General features: G+C 40.8%; 14 protein-coding genes and 10 pseudogenes. 14 read left to right on the top strand and 10 right to left on the bottom strand.

Translation table 11 applies throughout. The annotated features are described in order from the left end of the window. Positions 1-2 precede the first annotated feature (2 nt). Together ITG10_RS09090 and ITG10_RS26300 are read left to right on the top strand one after the other, a co-directional pair. Positions 3-922 (top strand): annotated as a pseudogene (locus ITG10_RS09090) (IS5 family transposase). A gap of 107 nt (positions 923-1029) precedes the next feature. Then, a complete protein-coding gene (locus ITG10_RS26300) occupies positions 1030-1164 on the top strand; it encodes a hypothetical protein (protein WP_282575734.1) in 135 nt (44 codons plus the stop codon). Between the two features lie 87 nt (positions 1165-1251). On the opposite strand, the gene ITG10_RS09095 is transcribed toward ITG10_RS26300, so the two are convergent. Both ITG10_RS09095 and ITG10_RS09100 read right to left on the bottom strand, forming a co-directional pair. Further along, positions 1252-1515 (bottom strand): helix-turn-helix domain-containing protein, encoded by a 264-nt coding sequence (locus ITG10_RS09095; RefSeq protein ID WP_017631388.1) that lies wholly within the window; start codon positions 1513-1515, stop codon positions 1252-1254. 272 nt (positions 1516-1787) lie between these two features. After that, a pseudogene (locus ITG10_RS09100) lies at positions 1788-2878 on the bottom strand (IS3 family transposase). Positions 2879-3332: 454 nt separating this feature from the next. Here ITG10_RS09100 and ITG10_RS09105 point away from each other — a divergent pair. The 7 genes and pseudogenes from ITG10_RS09105 to ITG10_RS09135 form a co-directional block, all read left to right on the top strand. After that, positions 3333-3848: a type 1 fimbrial protein gene (locus ITG10_RS09105; protein WP_017631389.1), complete on the top strand. Its 516-nt coding sequence runs from the start codon at positions 3333-3335 to the stop codon at positions 3846-3848. Then, on the top strand, positions 3829-6063 hold the full coding sequence (locus tag ITG10_RS09110; RefSeq protein WP_248386358.1) for a hypothetical protein: 2235 nt from the start codon (positions 3829-3831) through the stop codon (positions 6061-6063). The genes ITG10_RS09105 and ITG10_RS09110 overlap by 20 nt, the downstream gene beginning before the upstream one ends. Positions 6064-6071: 8 nt before the next feature. Beyond that, positions 6072-6671: a hypothetical protein gene (locus tag ITG10_RS09115; protein ID WP_248386359.1), complete on the top strand. Its 600-nt coding sequence runs from the start codon at positions 6072-6074 to the stop codon at positions 6669-6671. A 627-nt stretch (positions 6672-7298) separates the two neighbouring features. Continuing rightward, positions 7299-8311, top strand: a pseudogene (locus ITG10_RS09120) (IS3 family transposase); the annotation flags it as partial. Positions 8312-8390: 79 nt separating this feature from the next. Then, entirely contained in the window at positions 8391-8969 is a 579-nt protein-coding gene (locus tag ITG10_RS09125) for a porin family protein (protein WP_248386360.1), read from the top strand. A 673-nt stretch (positions 8970-9642) separates the two neighbouring features. After that, positions 9643-10959 (top strand): MFS transporter, encoded by a 1317-nt coding sequence (locus ITG10_RS09130; protein WP_017633021.1) that lies wholly within the window; start codon positions 9643-9645, stop codon positions 10957-10959. Between the two features lie 88 nt (positions 10960-11047). Then, positions 11048-11518: pseudogene (locus ITG10_RS09135) on the top strand (IS5 family transposase); the annotation flags it as partial. 84 nt (positions 11519-11602) lie between these two features. On the opposite strand, the gene ITG10_RS09140 reads toward ITG10_RS09135, so the two are convergent. From ITG10_RS09140 to ITG10_RS09150, 3 genes are all read right to left on the bottom strand, one after another. Then, on the bottom strand, positions 11603-12580 hold the full coding sequence (locus tag ITG10_RS09140; RefSeq protein ID WP_282575750.1) for an IS66 family transposase: 978 nt from the start codon (positions 12578-12580) through the stop codon (positions 11603-11605). Positions 12581-12589: 9 nt separating this feature from the next. Beyond that, a complete protein-coding gene (locus ITG10_RS09145) occupies positions 12590-12736 on the bottom strand; it encodes a hypothetical protein (protein WP_241430385.1) in 147 nt (48 codons plus the stop codon). Positions 12737-12870: 134 nt separating this feature from the next. Next, positions 12871-13401 (bottom strand): hypothetical protein, encoded by a 531-nt coding sequence (locus ITG10_RS09150; protein WP_017633025.1) that lies wholly within the window; start codon positions 13399-13401, stop codon positions 12871-12873. A 114-nt stretch (positions 13402-13515) separates the two neighbouring features. On the opposite strand from ITG10_RS09150, the pseudogene ITG10_RS09155 reads away from it, so the two are divergent. After that, a pseudogene (locus tag ITG10_RS09155) lies at positions 13516-14110 on the top strand (transposase); the annotation flags it as partial. 266 nt (positions 14111-14376) lie between these two features. Then, positions 14377-15558 carry a hypothetical protein gene (locus ITG10_RS09160; RefSeq protein WP_248386362.1) on the top strand — a complete coding sequence of 394 codons (1182 nt, stop codon included), beginning with the start codon at positions 14377-14379 and terminating at the stop codon, positions 15556-15558. Positions 15559-15659: 101 nt separating this feature from the next. On the opposite strand, the pseudogene ITG10_RS09165 reads toward ITG10_RS09160, so the two are convergent. Beyond that, positions 15660-15904 (bottom strand): annotated as a pseudogene (locus ITG10_RS09165) (DUF4277 domain-containing protein); the annotation flags it as partial. 403 nt (positions 15905-16307) lie between these two features. Here ITG10_RS09165 and tnpA point away from each other — a divergent pair. Both tnpA and tnpB read left to right on the top strand, forming a co-directional pair. Then, positions 16308-16741: pseudogene (gene tnpA / locus ITG10_RS09170) on the top strand (IS200/IS605 family transposase). Between the two features lie 327 nt (positions 16742-17068). Further along, a complete protein-coding gene (gene tnpB, locus ITG10_RS09175; protein ID WP_017633323.1) occupies positions 17069-17425 on the top strand; it encodes an IS66 family insertion sequence element accessory protein TnpB in 357 nt (118 codons plus the stop codon). A gap of 201 nt (positions 17426-17626) precedes the next feature. Here the strand turns inward: tnpB and ITG10_RS09180 are convergent, their stop codons facing one another. The 4 genes and pseudogenes from ITG10_RS09180 to ITG10_RS09195 form a co-directional block, all read right to left on the bottom strand. Then, on the bottom strand, positions 17627-17764 hold the full coding sequence (locus ITG10_RS09180) for a hypothetical protein (RefSeq protein WP_017633325.1): 138 nt from the start codon (positions 17762-17764) through the stop codon (positions 17627-17629). 84 nt (positions 17765-17848) lie between these two features. Beyond that, positions 17849-18289, bottom strand: a pseudogene (locus tag ITG10_RS09185) (transposase); the annotation flags it as partial. Between the two features lie 158 nt (positions 18290-18447). After that, positions 18448-18625, bottom strand: a pseudogene (locus ITG10_RS09190) (IS66 family transposase); the annotation flags it as partial. Between the two features lie 36 nt (positions 18626-18661). Next, positions 18662-19636: a hypothetical protein gene (locus ITG10_RS09195; RefSeq protein ID WP_248386363.1), complete on the bottom strand. Its 975-nt coding sequence runs from the start codon at positions 19634-19636 to the stop codon at positions 18662-18664. 184 nt (positions 19637-19820) lie between these two features. Here ITG10_RS09195 and ITG10_RS09200 point away from each other — a divergent pair. Further along, positions 19821-20138: pseudogene (locus tag ITG10_RS09200) on the top strand (IS66 family insertion sequence element accessory protein TnpB). The last annotated feature ends 130 nt before the right edge of the window (positions 20139-20268 follow it).

Below are 20268 nucleotides of genomic sequence, written 5' to 3' on the forward strand. Positions count from 1 at the left end.
TTATGCCGAAACCTCGTTACAAAACAACTAACTGGAAGCAGTATAATCAAGCCTTAATCAACCGTGGCTCTCTGACCTTTTGGATTGATGAGGAAGCGATAGCCGAGTGGAAGCAAAACAAACAAGGAAAACGTGGTAGACCTCGCCGATTTAGCGACTTAGCCATTACTACCGCACTGATGGTGAAACGCGTTTTCTCTATGCCATTGAGAGCGCTGCAAGGTTTTCTAGACTCCGTATTTAAGCTGGCTAACATCCCGCTTGTTTGCCCCCACTACACCTGTATAAGCCGCCGAGCTAAGGAAGTTGAGGTTTCATTTAAAACTAAAACCAGAGGCGCAATACAACATCTGGCTATTGATGCCACTGGTCTCAAGGTTTATGGCGAAGGTGAATGGAAGGTCAAGAAGCATGGTACTGATGGGAAGCGCAGAGTCTGGCGTAAGCTGCACATCGCAGTAGATACAATCACCCACGAAATAGTTGCAGCAGAGCTGAGTTTATCTAACGTAACCGATGCCGAAGTGCTCCCCAACTTACTTAAGCAGACATGTCGTAAAATCATTGAGATATCAGGTGATGGAGCTTATGACACAAGGAATTGCCATGATGCTATACGAATTAAGCGAGCGATTCCTCTCATCCCGCCACGAGAAGGAGCAGCCTTCTGGGAGCAAGGACACCCTCGTAATTTAGCGGTAGGTTGCCAGAAGCTCTATGGCTCCAACAAGAAGTGGAAAAAGCGGTATGGCTATCATAAGCGCTCTCTATCAGAAACCGCAATGTACCGAGTAAAACAGCTGCTAGGTGGGAAATTAAGCCTGAGGAACACAACGCTCAAGTTGGCGAGACTTACGCTATGATTAAAGCCCTGAATAAGCTTACAGGGCTTGGTATGCCTGAAACACAGTATGTCGGTTAAGAATTAAGCACAATGGGGCAGGCATGCCTTCTCTCTGAATTAAGCAACAAAGCCAAGTGAAAGAAGAGCTAGACATCGTGCCTGCTAAAATCCGTGTCCTGGAATATATGCAAGAGAAAGCTGTCTTTGATGATAAAGATGAGACTCAATATGTCATCACGGATCCGTTGCCAAAGCATCCGCTAGTAGCCTTGTCGCTAACGTCATTAACTCAAAACACGTCGATGGATTACCCGCGTTAAATTTTAATAAAGGGTTATATTTGAAGTGACAATGAGAGGTGCCGCTATCGATAAGGCGTCAACAGGCTTGGTAAATGCCTATAGGGCCTAAACCAATCTAGATTCACTATTGGTGATTTGGTTTAATTTTTTACTGAAGTTACCTCTGTTGATACTTAAAATCCTTGCGGCCTTTGATTGATTGCCGCGCGTATGAGTTATCAACTCAGTGAACAATATTTCTAATACCGCAGGAGTAACCCAAGACATATCAGGGTTCGCTGACTTTGTATCAAACCATATGGGTTCAAGTTCTTGTCGGATAAGCTTCTTAAAATGATCTTTGTCGATTGGGCTTAGTTGGTCATTCATATAAATTTAAGGTGATTAATCGATTTTATTATTGGGACTAAACTATCACAAGTTCGCCTCAAAGTCTGCGACTCATGGATTGATGTCATGCATGATTTGACTTGAACGCCATCGGAAAAACACCATTAAGGCACCTATTACCGAACCGATGAAAGACGCTGCTGACGGTGGACAGCAAAGTTCGCTACCTCGACAATAAAGATTAGAACTATACCCGTCCAACTTGAAGGTGCAGGCTTGAGTGATCTGCTCCAGTTAGACTGGACACCGCATTAAGCGACATGTTGTTTTTCAAAGTTAACTGGGCTTAGATACCTAAGAGCACTGTGCCTTCTTGTTCGATTATAATCAACTTCAATGTATTCAAAAACCGCTTGGCGCATCTCTTCTCGGGTCATTATCGGCTCGTATTGGACAGCTTCTACTTTCATTGAGTGAAAAAAGCTTTCAACACAGGCGTTATCCCAACAATTTCCCTTCCTACTCATGCTTTGTTTTAGATTATGGGCGGCGATTAAATCTCGGTAGTCTTTTGAGCAATATTGGCTACCTCTATCACTATGGATAATCACTTCTTCTGGCATGCCTCTACGGAACAATGCCATTGATAGTGCATCACAGACCAGAGTTGCGGTCATTCTGGTGCTCATTGACCAACCAACGACTTGTCATGAGAACAAGTCGATAATAACGGCTAAATACATCCAGCCTTCGCTTGTCGCTAGATAGGTGATGTCTTCAGCCCATTTTTGGTTCGGTGCTGTCGCATTAAAGTCTTGCTCAAGCAAGTTCGGGGCAACAGGAAGCCTATGCTTACTGTCTGTCGTACATTTGAACTTACGGGCAGCCTTCGCGACTAAGCTCTGGCGTTTCATGCTCGCGGCAATGGTTTTTACATCGTGCTTTATTACCATTTGCCTCAAGTTCTTTTTGAATGCGCCTTGCACCGTCGCGTTCTTTTTTATCATCAAAGGCTTCTCGAACTTTGCTATCAAGCTGCTTTCGGTGCTCGTTGCGTTGAGTGACTTTATGACGATTATCAATCCAATAATAAAACCCACTTCGAGAAACCCCTAACACCTTAGCCATACGGACAAGCCTATATTGCATCAGGTGTTCGAGCATAAACTCATAGCAATCTACTTTAGATTTTTCGCGAAGTAGGTGGCGGCCTTTTTACGATATCTAGCTCTTCAGCTTGCTCTGCTAATAATCGTTTGAGCTTGGCATTTTCAGTGGCGAGCTCTCTTTCTCTATCGCTAATTTTCGCGTCTTTTTTGACGGCTTTACGCCATCCATAAATTTGAGATTCATATAACGATAGTTGCAGGTTTGAGTGATATCCATACACTTGTTTTGACAACTAAGGATGGGCGTTATGACGACAAAAGCCGCTTCCATAACAGGGTAAACTTGGTTGATGTGAGAAGTATTTTTTACTTTTTTAGCTGCATAATTATAAACATGCTAGTTCCTTATTTTTTCACCTCATGATCGTCTAATCGCGACTATCAGAAAAAGTTCAAATGAAAAATTAAACTCTTTAATTTCAACAATTAAATTGCGATCCCGCCCTTTTTAAACGCTGGAATTAAAATGCTCTAGCCGTGGCAAGAAAGCCGGAATGATGGCAAACAAAGTGAGTGATCTGATTAATAAATTACAGAGATAATAAATTTTTTTTATAAAATAGTTTGCACGTAGGAAAATTTTGACTAACTTTAAAAAGCACTGCAACTGAGGGCGTATATCAAATTTAATTGATAATGAAATCAATTGCTTGCTATTTATGGAAAATTAACTTGTAAGGAATTAACATGAAAAAAATACTATTTTTGGTCGGGGTATCTAGTTGCCTCTTAACTGGCCAAGCTCTAGCTACAAGTGGCAATGCGACTTTAAGCTCTTCAGGTAACCTTGTAGCTTCTAGTTGTGACTTTGAGCTTCAAGATACCACTGGATCAGCTCTTTCATCTGTCTCTCTGCCGGATATTAGTGAATCTACTGTTTTCAAGTTGTCAAATAATGGGATAGCATCAGACGATTTCGGTAGTCCTTTCCAACTGGCATTTAGCAATTGTGAAAATACTGAAAGTATCCGTATGACTTATTCAGAAGATGCGCAAACGGGTACTGCTGAAGGGGTAAATTTAGTCTTGGTTGATGCATCGGTAAAACAAGACCCGTCTAGCATTCCAAACTTATTCATATCGGGCGCATCGACTGGCGTTAAGCAATTCTCTATCAACTATGAGAGAAATGTAGAGAATAATGAAGACGTAGTTATAGGTAGTGCAGCTAAGGTTTTTAACTTTGTTGTTACATATCTGTAGTTATATTTTAAAAAAAACCACGCTGCTTACAGCGTGGTTTTTAATCATATTCAGTAGCTTCTCTGCTCTATCTCAAGGTGGGCAGCATATCTTTATAAATCCCAAAAAGGGTATGTCTTCGGTTTTATTCTACAATGATTATTTGAAAGAAGCTGGAAGCGGGTATTTCCTAGTGGATACTATAAATAAAAAATCTTACTCGGAGGTGAGATTTGGAATAGAAAATGGCATAAGATATTTTTGTGTCGACAATGATTTCTTCAGTTTTATAGATAATATAGATGATATTAGCGACGGAGAGTGTGTTACATTTCCATCACAATCTAAGAAACATCGTTGGGCTCATGATTTTGATCCAAAAAGAAATAGGCTCAAAATTTATATTCCTGACCAAGTTTTTTATGACAATAACTTTAATATCGATAGCTTTTCTTATGGCGATTCTGTCGCTAAACTCAACTACAAGTTATCAATAAATAAAAAGGAGAGTAAAAAGGCCGAACTTAGTTCAAGATTAGATTTAGATGTAAATCTAAAAAAGGTTATGTTAAGAATGAAAGGTGATACAAATGGAAGAAATAATAATGTTAATTTCGCATACATGAGGAAAGACATCGACAGCTTACAATCCTATTTTAAATTAGGTTATGACTATTTATATAATGATGCTACGTCTGACAATTTCTATGGCATCACTTTGATGAGTAATAATGAGTTAAGAAACAATGCATCTGGTTCACAGGTTGATTATATTTATGGTAATGCAAAAGTAGATTCTACAGTAAAAATAATACTTGGTGATGAAATAATAAAAGAGATTCGAGTCTTGAGTGGTGAGTTTAGTGTATCAAAACCCCTTACTTCGAGTAATGAAAATTTTAAGGTTTTGATTGAGGGAGATGATGGAAGTGAAGATTCATTTTTTGTTAGTAATTCTGGTTACTCAGGTACTGTACCCTATCAATACAATCTAACTTTAGGAAATTTTGAAGATAGCAAACAGGCTTTCATGTATTTTGATAACAGTAAAAGATTAACTAATACGTTAACTTTGGGGGCAAAGTACTTGCTTTCTAGAAACATAGGTTTACTTGGGTTTTCTCCAACATTAAATTATGATAATTTTATAATTAACTATAAGATTGACAATGTCTTTAAAGATGATGGTTATTATGGAATATCTAGATATAATATGAATTATAATAATTCAGATTTAGGGATGGCTTTTGGTGGTAATGTTTCCTTTAAAGCTTATGAAAGAAACATTGATGCAAATTATAGTGATAATGCTTACATTTATATGATCAAGTCGGTTTATAGCAATAGTTCTATTAAGTTTGATTATAATTATGCAATAAATGAAAATAAAAAAAATTACGGAGCAATATTCAACACATACTTACTTTCAGGTCAAGCTAATTTATCTTTAGGCGCTAGGCTAGGAGACGATGACCAGATATTTGCTTCTATAAGAATTCCACTTGGTTCCGGTATTTTAACTAGCCGTTATCGAAGAGAGTCAAATGAAAATATATTTGATAATGATTACCAAGTTAGAGATGGAAAAAATAGATACTCATTCGGTGCGTCTTCTAAACGTAGTGATGTTTATGAATCTGGAAGAATAAGCATATCTCATTATGGTGATAAGGCAGAATTTAACGCTAGATACAATAACTTTAATGATAGTAATAATTACTTTTCAGAAGTTAAAGGTTTTGCTTTGTATGATGGTGAAAGTGTCTATCTAAACTCTGATAGAATTCATACTGGTTATGTTTTAAGTGGTCCAAAAAAATTGGAGGTAAATGGCAACCCTATGGGTGACGATGGTTATTATGTAGGCTCGGTATCTTCATTTAAAGAAGCCTCAATTCCAATAAGAGATACAAGTGTATTTTCTCAATCTGACGTCTATGAAAGCATAAAACTTAGAGGTGGTGGTGTGAAATTTATAAAAGTAGATAAATTGGATAAACATTTCGACTATGTTTTCATCGTTAAATCTAAATTAGGAAATGCGATTGAATCTGGTTCTAAAATATTCGACAAAAATGGAAAGTATTTATCAAGTGTTAAAAATAGAGGTGTTGTTAATTTTACATCCAAGGATGAATCTTTAAGTTTAATTATAAAGAGCGGCGATGACGAATGTAAAATAAATGTTGTAAATCCTTATGTTGATGAATTGAAAATTTTAAATTGTTTAAATTGAGGTTTTTTATGAAGATGCTCGCACTAATTTTTTTATTTTATTCTTCTTATTCTTTTAGTATTGTAATCTCTCCGCCTGTTATTAACTTTAAAAATAACAACAACCATTTTGAATTAAAACTATCCAACGGGGCTGATGTGGACAAGGCAGTTTTCATTGAACCCGAATATATAAATGATAGTTTTTTTTATTTAATATCAAATACTGATTCGTTAATTCTTCCTGCAAAAAGTTTTGCTAAAATACAATTGAAAATATTAGGTGAATTCGATGAGAAACGAGAACACTTGTTGTACCTTAATATAACTGAAATGATTAAAAACCCACCTAATGATAATAATACAGGTTATCTATCAATAACAAACAAGCTTAAAGTAATTATAACACCAAGATTTTTCGAGAAATATAAGTTGTCAGTTGAAGGGGGAGAGTTAGTTAATGCCGGCCCTAAATATGTACAACTGATGTCAATTAACTGTGATGACAATACGGAATTAATAGATGAAACCTTAATGGAACCTTTCACTTCCTTACCCATAAATGAGAATTGTAACCCTACCTATTATAAAGAATCCGTATTGGGAAGAGTTAGAAAAATTTCATTTTGATTTACTGGTGTTTATTGATTCTCGGCTATCGATTAGTGATAGCCAAGAGCTTTTAGGAGGTTAGGATGCTGGCAATTGAAATGCTAACACCATACAAGGGTTACGCACTATTGATTTAGATAACGGTAGAGAGGTCGCTGGTCATCAGAAGATCGTCAATGCATTAAGATTCACACTTTCCCAAACTTAAAAGCGAGTCGTCTATGACTTTACAATCGTGTGTCATCACTTTCACAAATAAAGAAATTCTAGTTGGTCAATCAGTAGAGACTTCTCTCTACCTTTTAGAGTCCCATGTTAACAATTCAATATCTAAAGTAAAAATAAAGACTTATGATGGCTTTCAGGAGCGATCGTATACTTTTTTCTCAGTTGAAGAGTCTCTTGAAACCCTTATGAATCTCTAATTTTTACGCCTTCAGTTTATCTAAAAGGCGTTGTTACCTAAACTAGTTGAACCTTTTTGACATAAAAAGTGTGATCTTACTCAATTGCTCCCTCTTTTGGTATTGAGTGTTCATTTTGGGAAGAACTTATGGCTTCATGACGGCCCTATCTGGCAGGGTTGACTTTTCGTGAGTGTTTTTTGAACAGCATGGTTAAGGTTTATAATTTGCTTCACTAAAAGCCGTCAAAAAAGACGCGAAAATCAGTGATAGAGAAAGAGAACTCGCCACTGAAAATGCCAAGCTCAAACGATTATTGGCTGAGCAAGCTGAAGAGCTAGATATCGTAAAACAGGCCGCCACCTACTTCGCGAAAAATCTAAAGTAGATTGCTATGAGTTTATGCTCGAACACCTGATGCAGTATAGGATTGTCCGTATGGCTAAGGTGTTTGGGATTTCTCGAAGTGGGTTTTATTATTGGATTGATAATCGCCATAAAGTCACTCAACGAAACGAGCACCGAAAGCAGCTTGATAGCAAAGTTCGAGAAGCCTTTGATGATAAAAAAGAACGCGACGGTGCAAGGCGTATTCAAAAAGAACTTGAGGCAAATGGTAATAAGCACGATGTAAAAACCATTGCCGCGAGCATGAAACGCCAGAGCTTAGTCGCGAAGGCCGCCCGTAAGTTCAAATGTACGACAGACAGTAAGCATAGGCTTCCTGTTGCCCCGAACTTGCTTGAGCAAGATTTTAATGCGACAGCACCGAACCAAAAGTGGGCTGGAGATATTACCTATCTAGCGACAAGTGAAGGTTGGATGTATTTAGCGGTTGTTATCGACTTGTACTCACGGCAAGTCGTTGGTTGGTCAATGAGCACGAGAATGACCGCAACTCAGGTCTGTGATGCACTATCAATGGCATTGTTCCGTAGAGGCATGCCAGAAGAAGTGATTATCCATAGTGATAGAGGTAGCCAATATTGCTCAAAAGACTACCGAGATTTAATCGCCGCCCATAATCTAAAACAAAGCATGAGTAGGAAGGGAAATTGCTGGGATAACGCCTGTGTTGAAAGCTTTTTCCACTCAATGAAAGTGGAAGCAGTCCAATACGAGCCGATAATGACGCGAGAAGAGATGCGTCAAGCACTCTTTGAATACATCGAAGTTGATTATAATCGAACAAGAAGGCACAGTGCTCTTGGGTATGTAAGCCCAGTTAACTTTGAAAAACAATATGTCGCTTAATGCGGTGTCCAGTCTTACTGGTACAGATCAGTCTATAATAAAAGTTCACTACTACACAACAAGTTAAAAGGATATTTTTATGCTTAAACCCACATTTCTATTAGGCTTAGTTGGCTTGGTTTCATTCCCTACATTTGCTGCTAATATCGAAGGGGGCTCATACATTGGCGCCGGCTTGGGTATACATCAAGATTCAGATACCGATGGTGGTGGTAATCTAGACGCTGAAAGCATGGGATATAGCGTTTATGGTGGTTATAAATTTAACCGTATTATCGGTGTTGAACTTGGCTACACCGATTATGGTGACTACGATTCGAAAGTTGGTGACAAAGTGTTCTCTCCAACAGCATTGTCTGTTTCTGCTAATGTCGGTTACACATTTGATAATTCAATACGACCTTTCTTTGTTGCTGGACTTAGCTATGTTGACCTAAATTCTGGTAAAGGCACTAATTACAAAATTGATGACGATTCTGGTGCTGGTTTCCACTTCGGAATTGGCGTCGAATATACTCCAATGGACAGACTTACGTTACGTCTGATTTCACAGGCAGATGCCGTAAATATCGAATTTACCGACAATAGTGGTAAGAAGCTTAAAAGCCGAGACACAGCGTTTAGTACCGTTATGTTAGGTGCCTCGTATGACTTCTAGGTAAGTGTTCACCAAGCCCTATTGACATAAAAAGTGTGACCTTACTCAATTTATCCCACTTTTGGTATTGAGTGATCATTCTGAGAGATATTCGTTGAGAGGTAAGCGCCTGCGAACCGACTCATTGACTTTTTAATATCAACACAGATACCGCCAACTAAGGCGGCATCTGTCACTCTGAACGCTATTCGGGGGCGGGAGACTAGTCCGTTTTTGGCATGTTCCAAGGAAGAAGATGGCCATGGTCGTCCTCACTCTTCAGTTTCGGGATTTCTCGTAGCACGTATTCGAGATATGACTAAGTGATGTAGTTTATGACGGTTTTATCAAATGTTTTTGGGTGAAGATTATGATCTAAACAAAACTGAGCAGCGGGCTGTTCACCATTGTAATACTGCTGCACAAAGCGTAACCATTCATGTTGAGATCTATGCGGAGACACTTTCGAGTACCTTTAACGATCAAAGTTAAAGGTTACGACGTTTATTGAAAGGATTGAATGAGTCGATTTAAAGACGTTTACACCTAGAGCATCATTTTGAGCCAAAGGTCGAAGGTAACTTCCGAACTGAAAGCGACTAACAACGGGTCTTTCAGCCCGTAATACTAAACCATCTACTTTAGTCGGTGGTTGTTAAGTCGCGAAATGAATAAGTTGAGCATAGGCAGGTTGATGAACAAGGACAAACAAAACAGCATTTACGAAAAAATCGTTAATGACGAAGATGCCCGCGCCTGTAAGGCTATTCCTGAATCAGCTTGTCATCAAGTTCCCGGCAACTTTCTTAAAATCATTCTCGCTCAGTTTTTAACGAAAGTCGGCGATGCGTTAACCAGCCCTAAAGTCACGTTGCCGTGGGTACTACAAAGTCTCGGGGCACCGGTTTACTTAATTGGTTGGCTCGTTCCTATTCGTGAGTCAGGTTCACTCATCCCACAACTTAGTATTGCGCACTATATCCGTCGCCTCCCAGTAAGAAAATGGGTCTGGGTAATTGGTAGCATCTTGCAGGCTCTTTCCATATTAGCGATCGGACTGGTCGCATCAACTCTGACAGGAGCTGCTGCGGGTTATGGTGTAATTACATGTCTTGTGATCTTCAGCCTCTCACGCGGTTTAAATTCCGTCGCATCAAAAGATGTGTTGGGAAAAACCATCCCCAAAAACCAACGAGGTCAAGTCAACGGCTGGTCTTCAAGCGCTGCTGGCCTTGTGACGCTGATTTTCGCTAGCCTTCTTGCACTAGCCTGGTTATGGGACGTAGAGCCGACAGAGCGTTTTTACAGTCTGAGTTTAGGGTTAGCGGGCGTCATATGGCTTATTGCTGCATTAGTTTATGCACGCATTAATGAGTATGCTGGTGAGGTAGGCGGTGGTCGAAATGGCGTCCTCAAAGCATTTAAACAGCTCGCGTTGCTTAAGACAGACGTGACCTTTCGTCGATTCGTTATAACTCGGACACTATTTTTATGTTCTGCGCTGAGTGCACCGTACTACGTTGTGCTGGCACAGCAATCCCTGGGTGGACAACTCTGGGTGCTAGCTCTTTTTATGTTTTCTAGTGGCTTGGCCTCCTTTGTGTCAGGTCCTTTCTGGGGAAGAATGTCCGATCGCTCCAGCCGTAGTGTGATGGTCATCGGCGCAATGATGGGCGGGCTACTTGGCGTTGTTTTATTTGTTTACGATACGTGGGTCACCGCTAACCAAAGCTTCCTATTTGTGATTCCTCTGCTCTACTTTTGTTTGTGTATTGCCCACGACGGAATACGAGTCGGACGAAAAACCTATTTGGTTGATATCGCTGAAGGTGACAAACGGACGAGCTATGTAGCCGTGAGTAATACTGTGGTTGGGATAATGCTGCTTCTAATGAGTTCTCTTGGTTTTATATCGAACTTTTTGAGCCTTTCATCTGTGGTGTTAGTGTTCTCTTTTATTAGTCTTGCTGGCGTGGTTATGGCCAAACAATTACCAGATATCAGTGACTAGGGCATGTTGAACTTTCGTGAGTGTTTTTTGAACAGCATGGTAAAGAGTTATAATTTGCTTCGCCAAAAGTAAAACCATAACCAATACCATGCCAAGAACAATGCTAACTGATACTCGCTGGGAACTGCTACTCCAAGTTATGAAAAGTACAGGTCGTATTTACGATAAAACTGAACATAGAATGACATTTGAAGGAATACTCTATCGAATGAGAACAGGTATTCCTTGGCGAGATCTACCCTCTGAGTTCGGAGAGTGGAGTACCGTTTACAGACGATTTAATCTTTGGTCAAAGAAAGGGATTTTAGATAAACTTTTCAAAAGATTATCTAGCATGGCTGATTTTGAATGGGTCTTTCTTGATGGCTCTATAATTCGAGCGCATCAGCATAGTACAGGTGCAGCTACTGAAAGCTCAGAGAAAGAGCAAATAGGAAAAAGTCGCGGGGGCAACTCAACCAAAATTCACTTAGCCGTAGGTAGTGGTGGTCTGCCGATTTGCTTTGATTTATCAGAAGGACAACGCCACTATATAGTGCATGCCGAAAGCTTAGTTGAACGTAAGCGTCTGCGAACCGACTCATTGACTTTTTAATATCAACACAGATACCGCCAACTAAGGCGGTATCTGTCATTCTGAACGCTATTCGGGGACGAGGGACTCGTCCGTTTTTGGCATGTTCCAAGGAAGAAGATGACCATGGTCGTCCTCACTCTTCAGTTTCGGGATTTCTCGTAGCACGTATTCGAGGTACTCATACGGCTCACAGTCGTTAGCCTTCGCGGTTTCGATAAGACTGTACAGCACGGCACTGGCGCGGGCACCATTATGAGTCTTCGAGAACAACCAGTTGTTCCGACCCACCGTGAACGGACGCACTGAACGTTCCGCTCGGTTATTATCCATGCTTAACCGGCCATCATTGATAACTCGTACTAGCTTCGACCATTGATTGAGACTGTAGCTAATCGCCTCTCCCAGTTTACTTTTGGGGGGCACCTGAGTGACTGATTTATCTAACCACGCCTTGAACTCATTGAGCAGAGACTGAGTCTTTGATTGGCGGGTAGCATATCGCTCTTCCCTCGTCTTATCTTTGAGTGCTTGTTCAACACGATAGAGCTTTTGGAACCAACTGACTGCCCACTGGATTTTACCCCCTTTACCTTGCTTGCCTTTTGGTTGGCTCTGCTCTGCCTCTATGAACTTGCGTCTTGCATGTGCCCAGCAACCCACCCACTTCGCCTCTGTCTTTTCATACGCTTTATACCCATCAACATGAAGGTATCCAGTGTAGTTTGACAGGTACGATTGAGGGCAGTGGTGACCCCGACTCCCTTCCTGGTAGTCGAACAAGACGATACCGGGAGATTGCGCATTACCGCCCCGGTCTGGACCACACCCGTACAACCAGATGTAACTTTTCTTTCTTTCGTCACCGAGCACGGTCAATGTGGTCTCGTCCGCGAACAGAACATCTTGAGTAAGAAGGGTTTCTTTCAGTAAGGCGATTAACGGCTCTACCTTATCAGCGCAACGCAGTATCCATTGACTCATCGTTTTTCGGCTGAGCGCTAGCCCATATTGTCTGAACAACGATTCTTGACGATAGAGAGGCAGGGCGTAGTGTTATTTGTTCGTGATGATTTGCGCAAACAAAGAGGGAGTCGCGATGCTTTTCGGGATAATCGATGCTGGCGGTGGCGGTGCCATCAACACGAGGCTCTTTTCTCCTAGTACGTCACATTGACGACTGACCTTTTCTAATCCAGACATCGCTTAGCTTGGTAGGTTGGATGAACGGCACTCATGAAAACGAAATGGCTTGCAGTGGAGGGGGCTTTTTCAATCAACGCGGCTGTTTCAGGCATAGTAAGATCCGTCAATAGGCGTGAGGATGAACTGATAACTTAAAGTATGACAACTTCTGAGCCTACTTTATCAAAAGCATCAGAAAACCCAAAAGTTGTCAAACGACTACCATCCCACATGACAAAATCATTATTTTCCATGGCATCAATAATAAAGTTTCGTCCTTTCTGAGAAATGATAGTATGAATGCATTTTGAGCCTACATGTACACCATTAGCTCTGATTAATTGTCCTTGAAACGAAAATGCAGTTAATGAGCATAGCTCTTTAGGGAGGCCTATCATTGTTAAGGATATGTTTTCTCGGGAAACTGCGTAAAATTTAAATACACCAGAAACTCTGTGGTAATAAGAAACTTTTGTATTCGATTGGATTAAGAACCAGCCTTTAATTCCAGAACCAGCCAAAAGATCTAACGAAAACAAGCTAGTGAGTAAAATTAATAAGATTCGAATCATGGTGGCACCCCAAGCAGTTAAATATATTGATATCTCAAAGCATAGCAAATAAGAAACTATACGCATAATATCGATACTTATTAACCTTTCGTCAATCTTTTTGAGCGACATGATAAGACGCTTGGAACCCCTATAGTCTATAGTTCGGCTTCGTTGCGTTATTCAGTGGCATTAAATCAAAAACCTACGATCGTATCAGCTACGTCTACTCCCTCTCGTAGCCTCATGCCTAAACCTCGTTACAAAACAACCAACTGGAAGCAATACATTCAATCACTCATTAACCGTGCTTCTTTGACATGATGAAGAGGCAATAAGTGGGTGGGTGCAAAGCAAACAAAATAAGCTCGGGAGGCCGTGCCGGTTCAGGGATTTAGCCATCACGACAGCACTTATGGTGAAACGAGTCTTTTATATACCACTTAGAGCGCTGCAAGGATTTATAGACTCGATAATTAGGTTAGCCCATGTACCAATAAGTTGTCCGCATTACACCTGCATTAGTCGTAGAGCCAAGCAAGTTGAGGTCTCATTTAAGACTAAAACGAGAGGGGCTATACAGCACCTAGCCAGTGACGCTACTAGTCCTAAGGTTTATGGCTAAGGTGAATGGAAAGTCAAAACATACGCCGAAGTATCCTTGAGGTGTCTGGTGATGGCCCTTACGACACGAGGGAAAGCGTGCCATGCTGCTATTAAGATTAAGGGAGCCGTTGCGTTTATTTCCCAAGATTAGAGGCATCGTGGTCACCCTCGAAACCTCGCTGTGGTTTGTCTAAGGTTATTCGGCTCAAATAAGTATTGGAAAGAGCAATATGGTTAGCGCAACCTTGAAATACGCAGTTTTCTCAAGGCTTACTTTGATGATCAGATTTAAGCGTGTATGTCACCTCATAGCTCAAGTTTGGGTTTAACATCCTTCGTTAGTTTTTGTTCTCTCTAAGAGCTGATCTCTAAAAACTGCAAAAATATCGTAGTTGTGTAAAAGAAATCTTTATCAACACTTCTGACTACCATGAAATTTTAGGAACCAATGTCATTAAATGAAGCGTCTTAATTTTTCGAGCCATGAAGACGCGATAAACTATGATCATCACTCTCAATGCCTTGAATGTTATGACAGCCTCCTCCCTCTCTTTTTTAACGACGACTTCACCCTCGTCAAAACAGAAAAATAAGCTCAACCAGTTATGGGGGGAGGTCGAGAAAAAACAAAGGTGCATCGAACGTTATCAAGCCAAGTTGGATGATTTTTATCATGACTTTAAAGCGTCGACTGAAAAGCAAGAATGTGCAGTGTGCCGAGCTACAGAGAAATGGATCCATCATTTGCTTTCTTTTATTCCACGTAAAACAATTAAAGGGCCACAGCGTGAGGCTCTGTACGATTGGATACAAGATGAGTTAACCATTTTAGAATCAAATCCCTTCAACCCTGTGGAATCGACCGCGTTACGTGAGGCGTTCAACCAATCGCTTTTGGCATTGCCATCAAATAAAGCCGATGTAGACGTGATGACGGAGGACCAAATTGAGGCACTTCGCGAAGAGATGTTTATGATGTTGGGCTACGAAATTGATATCAGCTGTGACGAGTTAATGGCGATGATGGAGGAACCTCAGAAATTTCACGATTATTTACAAAGCGTGATGGCTGAACAAAAGCAAGAAGAACACACTGCAGAAGATGACATAGGTTGGGGAGCTGAAAACTTTTTCTCTCAAACTAATGGCGAAAATTACTTCGAGCCGTCATATCATCAAGCTAACGATACGCTTTACAGCGATAAAGAGATAATCAAGTTGTATTTTCAGCTGGCCAAACAATTATACCTAGATAAAGAAACAGGCGAAGACGAGAAGTCTGAGAAAAGCGCGCTAATGCAGCAGTTATCGCAAGCGAAGAAAGACAAAGATGTAGCTGCCTTATTTATACTGGCTCAGCAGCACCTTCCTGATCATGAGATGATGATGGATGAAGGTATACTTGAACCCTTAACGATGGCGCTGACCGAAAAAATTGGGCAATTAAACAGAGAATACCAAGAACTTCAGCATAGTAATGATCTCAAAAGTTTGATTTGGCAACGATTTGGTGGGTGCAATAAAGCAGCACGACAGAAAGGTTTAAGAGAGTATCGCGCCCATTTGCAAAAAGAGTCACAAGATCTTCTCGCTCAATGCCAAGAGATCAAAACGGTTAAGCAAATACAGCAGCGTTTAAAGCAGCGGATGGAGTTGTCTTACTTTGACAATCCGTATTTTTAAAGTGGATCCGCTTGAGTTGTTTGCCTAATTGTTTTTATACCCGTAATTGACTGTGAGCTTGAATGTTTACATCCACACAGAACAGTTGTGCAAAGCCTGCACACACCATCTAACGTACGGCCGAGTACATTGTCAGTTAAATGATGTGCTTCAGAACAACTTGGCAACAGGCTTCGTCTCGAAGAAGTCAGAGAACATATGCAGTGCCCTGCTGTGAAAGCCAAGGCCATTCAGAATCATTGCTAAGACGGCGCCGCCATGCATGTGAGACGTTATGATCTGAGTGTTTAGGAATGATGCGCTCAATAATACCGGATAAATTGATTTCATGACAGAAATCAGCGATTAACCCTAAGTGGTCTCATAGACAGAACCTAAGCATTAAGCTCAGCGTAAACTCCGTCTAACGTAATGTTTTCTTTAGACTTCCTATGCGCGGACTTTTGAGCATTCCTTGATATATAACGTAAGCGTCTGCGAACCGACTCATTCAATCCTTTCAATAAACGTCGTAACCTTTAACTTTGATCGTTAAAGGTACTCGAAAATGTCCCAGCATAGATCTCAACAAGAATGGCTACGCCTTGTGCAGAAGTATTACAATAGTGAGCTGTCTTCCGCTCAGTTTTGTTTTCAGCCCTAAACCACCTACTTCAGTAGGTGGTTATCATTCAGTTTGGCTTTGCCTGTAGTTCTACCCATGTTAAATGCTCCCTTGATTTTTAGCGAAGTCAAAGAGGACAAATAACATGAGCAGATATAATCAAGCTTTCCACGTATTTTGGAGATGTCAATATCACATAGTGTGGACACCAAAGTATCGATTTAGGATTTTGAAAAACAATGTAGGTAAAGAAGTTTATCGATGTATAAACGTTTACTGTAATCAACTTGGATGTGAAGTCGTTGAATTAAACGTTCAAGTTGACCACGTGCACTTGGTAGTAAAAGTTCCGCCTAAGTTATCGATATCCAAGTTGATGGGCGTATTGAAAGGCAAAATAGCTTTAAAACTCTTTAGTAAATTTCCATATTTAAGGAGAAACAAACTCTGGGGTAACCACTTTTGGCAAAGGGGCTATTTTGTCGATAGCGTAGGGGTTAATGAAGAAATCATTCGACGCTATGTAAGACATCAAGAGAAAAAGAGCGCGTGGAGCAGCAGCAATTGGCGTTGGACTAAACAAAGGCCCCCTTTTAGGGGGCTCACATAAAGCCACCTTCTTTAGAAGGTGGTAATTTACTTAGAGCATAATCTTCATCCAAAAACGTTTGACAACAACCGTCGCAAACTACACCACTTAGTCAACCTGCCTAAAAAACGAGAAGATTCACCTTCTGAATTCGTTGCCGTTGAAAAAAAAGCCAAGCCAAACACCAAAACCGAGCAACAGCCAACCTCTACGTTACCCCCGGAATTACGCCTGGAAGCGGGGGCCTGCTCTCTTCGTATACCCCGTGATGTCACTCCTCGGTGGCTGGCTCTTTTACTGAAGGAGCTTGCTGTTGTATGAAAATGTTCCCTGATACCTCTGTCGTCTATCTCCACAAGGCGCCCGTCGATTTTAGAAAGGGTATTAACGGCTTGAGCTTTATCGTTGAACAGAATATGAACCTTAATCCCTTCTCCGAAGCGCTATTCGTCTTTTGTAATCGTACGCGGGATAAGATCAAAGTTCTCTACTGGCAGCGTAATGGCTTTTGCCTCTGGCAAAAGCGACTCGAAAAAGACAAGTTCGCTTGGCCAAGAAAAATGTCAGGGCAAACACTCTCATTAACGGAAGAGCAGTGGCATTGGTTGCTCGATGGACTCGACATCGAAAAAATGAAACCCCATCAAACATTGAATTACCAAAGTCTTAATTAAATTAAAAAAATAATAGCGTATAAGGAACTTTCGCGGGTCTCTGCTATCTTCCTTATATGACAAATAAAAATAAAGAAGATGAGCTAGCGCTCTTACGTTCAAAAGTGACTGAGCTTGAATCTACGTTACTCACTCTGCACCAATCTCTAGGCGGAAGTACGACGTTTATTGAAAGGATTGAATGAGTCGATTTAAAGACGCTTACCGTTTAACAACAGCTTTAATCCAATTGCTTCTACTGTACTTGCCTTGCCAAACCGTCTTTTCATTTTCATCAACCGCGTGGATATGAAATACGTTTTTTGCTAAATCAATGCCAACTCGAGTAATCTCTGCCATTTGTGCCTCTCATCCAGATAATAAGCTAAACATTTAAAATGTAGCATTGTTAGTGGGTGAGGATGTGTCCATACCATTGCTTACACTGATACATTCAAATATTGGTAACAGCCAGACATCCACATTTTTGGCCGCTTTAAACAGTGAGACCGATGGCATTATCTGAAGCGCAATACTACGCCTAATGATCAGCGCAAGTAAACTGACCCAGATGAGCCCATCAATGATGGCCTTTTGTGCGGTGATAAATCGTTGCCAGTTGGTGTGAGACTTTAACTCTTTAAAAAGCAGCTCAACCAGCCATCGACAGCGGTAGAACGCCATGATGTCATCGGCAGTATAGGTGTCTGAAGGTAAGTTAGTTATCCAAATGCAGAATCGTTTTTCTTCAGCACAACGTCGCACGACTCTAAATTCTTGTTTACCTAGACGGACTTTTAGGTCAAAGACTTGCGAACGGTTGGTACCTCGAGTAATGTCTTTCAGCTTCTTCCCTTCTAGCTTGGGCAGAAGTCGCCCCTTGCCTCAATAATCATAGGGTTCCAACGTCAATAGCTCGCGTGTGAATAATTACTTTTTAAGAGCCCTCATTAGATTATGAAATTAACGGAATCTGTATTATCAACCCTGGATACAGACTTAAGCGTATGCGCCCCATAATCCCACGGGGCGACACTCTAGTGTTAGAAGTTCCAAGGTAGGAGTGAATCGGTACTTCGCTCAGCTTTCGCCTGCTCTTTCATGCATTTGACCATGTAGCCGTAGAGGGTCAGGCTACATGGTTTTCGCTGTCTCGACGAGACTGTAAAGCATCGCGCTCGCGTTAGCGCCATTTGTAGTGGTCAAGAACAGCAAATTTTTTGCCCATGACCAGCGAGGTCATGGGGCGTTTACGCTTTAGTAGTTAAAATAGAAACCTCTAAGTGCATGAGAAAGTTTATATGCACTATTATGTGGTGGTGATGTGTAAGACACCCCAAATTTGATACCGCTCAAATTACAACTATAAGTTCCATCTTGGCAAGCATTTGTAGCATCCTCGTTATACGCAATAATAGTTTGCACAAAATAAGGTATATTGTTTATTGCTCCATCGTAGTTATGTTCATGACCAAAATCTACAGTATGCATCATCTCATGGGTAAGAAGTGGGCTTCCTATTTCTGATTCACTAAACATTGTTAATCCAATCTGCCCCCAAGCAATGCCAGTTGTTGAACTTGATGTGTAAAATGAATAGTTTTTGCCATAATCTGTTGTTTTTTTAATTACATAGTTTTTAAATTCGGTGTAATTCTGTGGAATCGTTATTAATGGAGAGCTTTGAGGCTCAACCGTAATCTTAGCATGTGTGTTGTACAAGTTTTTAAACTTTGATGAGTTGATTAAAAATACCATTCGTGCGAATGACTCCTTAAATTTTTCTTTTTCAGCAGCTGTCCAATCAATAAGAGCATAACCAGGTGGAGCTGTACCCGTAGAGGCCTTCTTAAAAAAAGCATCTTTCAATGGTACAGCATTGCCAAATATCAATTGGCTTTCGCTCATCATAGTTGTAACTTCAGCCATGTTATAAGTTATTAAAGATGTTATATCTTTATTACTCATACCTAGATTTGTTAAAAATGTACGTGGTGTTGTTGTAGGTGTTGTAGGCGTTGTAGGCGTTGTAGGCGTTGTAGGTGTTGTAGGTGTTGTAGGCGTTGTAGGCGTTGTAGGCGTTGTAGGCGTTGTAGGCGTTGTAGGCGTTGTAGGCGTTGTAGGCGTTGTAGGTGTTGTAGGTGTTGTAGGTGTTGTAGGCGTTACTTGTTTAAAACTATCATTACACGCAACTAAAAAGAGAGTTGCTGAAAGTGTTAGCGCTATTTTCATATAATTCTCCGATAGATAACTTCCGATTAATTTTAAGAATAGAACTAATTTCTAATTATTCTACTCCCGTGATCAGAAGCACCCCGATTTTCCACGGAAAAATCGTAAGCGCACCATGAAGCCCGCATTCTAATCTTTCAGCACGAAGAATAAGATCAACTCTCCAACCCAAAGGAGAGTTGAAATGGCAAAACGACGCACCAATCTAGAATGGCAAACACTGTTTGAACAATATGAAAGCAGCAATATTACATAGCGTGCTTTTTGCGAACAACATAGACTGAGTTTATCCACGTTCTTCGCCAAGCGGCGTCAACTCCAAACAGCAAACCAATCGGAATCTGTCGGGTTTGTTAGAGCCGAAATCGTCGAAAAGACAACGAAGTATCAGGCGCAGATAGCTACGGCTAACATGACACTGCTCGTCAATGATGTGGAGTTGAGCATTCCTCAAGGCACGCCAGCGACCTATCTTGCTGAACTCATTGGAGCGTTGTCATGAAAGGTATGCTTAGCGCTCCAGACATTTATCTTTATCGTGAAAGTGTCGATTTTAGAAAGTCCATCAACGGCCTGGCGGCGATTATCGGAAATGATACGGACTTGCCTCTTGGTAACGGGGGCGCTGTTCC

It is taken from the genome of Vibrio sp. ED004 (assembly GCF_023206395.1).
In the GTDB taxonomy this organism is placed as follows: Bacteria; Pseudomonadota; Gammaproteobacteria; order Enterobacterales; family Vibrionaceae; genus Vibrio.

Coding starts and splice junctions, on each gene's coding strand:
- ITG10_RS26300 (WP_282575734.1), top strand. CDS start 1,030: ATGCAAGAGAAAGCTGTCTTTGATGATAAAGATGAGACTCAATATGTC.
- ITG10_RS09095 (WP_017631388.1), bottom strand. CDS start 1,515: ATGAATGACCAACTAAGCCCAATCGACAAAGATCATTTTAAGAAGCTT.
- ITG10_RS09105 (WP_017631389.1), top strand. CDS start 3,333: ATGAAAAAAATACTATTTTTGGTCGGGGTATCTAGTTGCCTCTTAACT.
- ITG10_RS09115 (WP_248386359.1), top strand. CDS start 6,072: ATGAAGATGCTCGCACTAATTTTTTTATTTTATTCTTCTTATTCTTTT.
- ITG10_RS09125 (WP_248386360.1), top strand. CDS start 8,391: ATGCTTAAACCCACATTTCTATTAGGCTTAGTTGGCTTGGTTTCATTC.
- ITG10_RS09130 (WP_017633021.1), top strand. CDS start 9,643: ATGAACAAGGACAAACAAAACAGCATTTACGAAAAAATCGTTAATGAC.
- ITG10_RS09145 (WP_241430385.1), bottom strand. CDS start 12,736: ATGTCTGGATTAGAAAAGGTCAGTCGTCAATGTGACGTACTAGGAGAA.
- ITG10_RS09150 (WP_017633025.1), bottom strand. CDS start 13,401: ATGTCGCTCAAAAAGATTGACGAAAGGTTAATAAGTATCGATATTATG.
- ITG10_RS09160 (WP_248386362.1), top strand. CDS start 14,377: ATGATCATCACTCTCAATGCCTTGAATGTTATGACAGCCTCCTCCCTC.
- tnpB (WP_017633323.1), top strand. CDS start 17,069: ATGAAAATGTTCCCTGATACCTCTGTCGTCTATCTCCACAAGGCGCCC.
- ITG10_RS09180 (WP_017633325.1), bottom strand. CDS start 17,764: ATGGCAGAGATTACTCGAGTTGGCATTGATTTAGCAAAAAACGTATTT.
- ITG10_RS09195 (WP_248386363.1), bottom strand. CDS start 19,636: ATGAAAATAGCGCTAACACTTTCAGCAACTCTCTTTTTAGTTGCGTGT.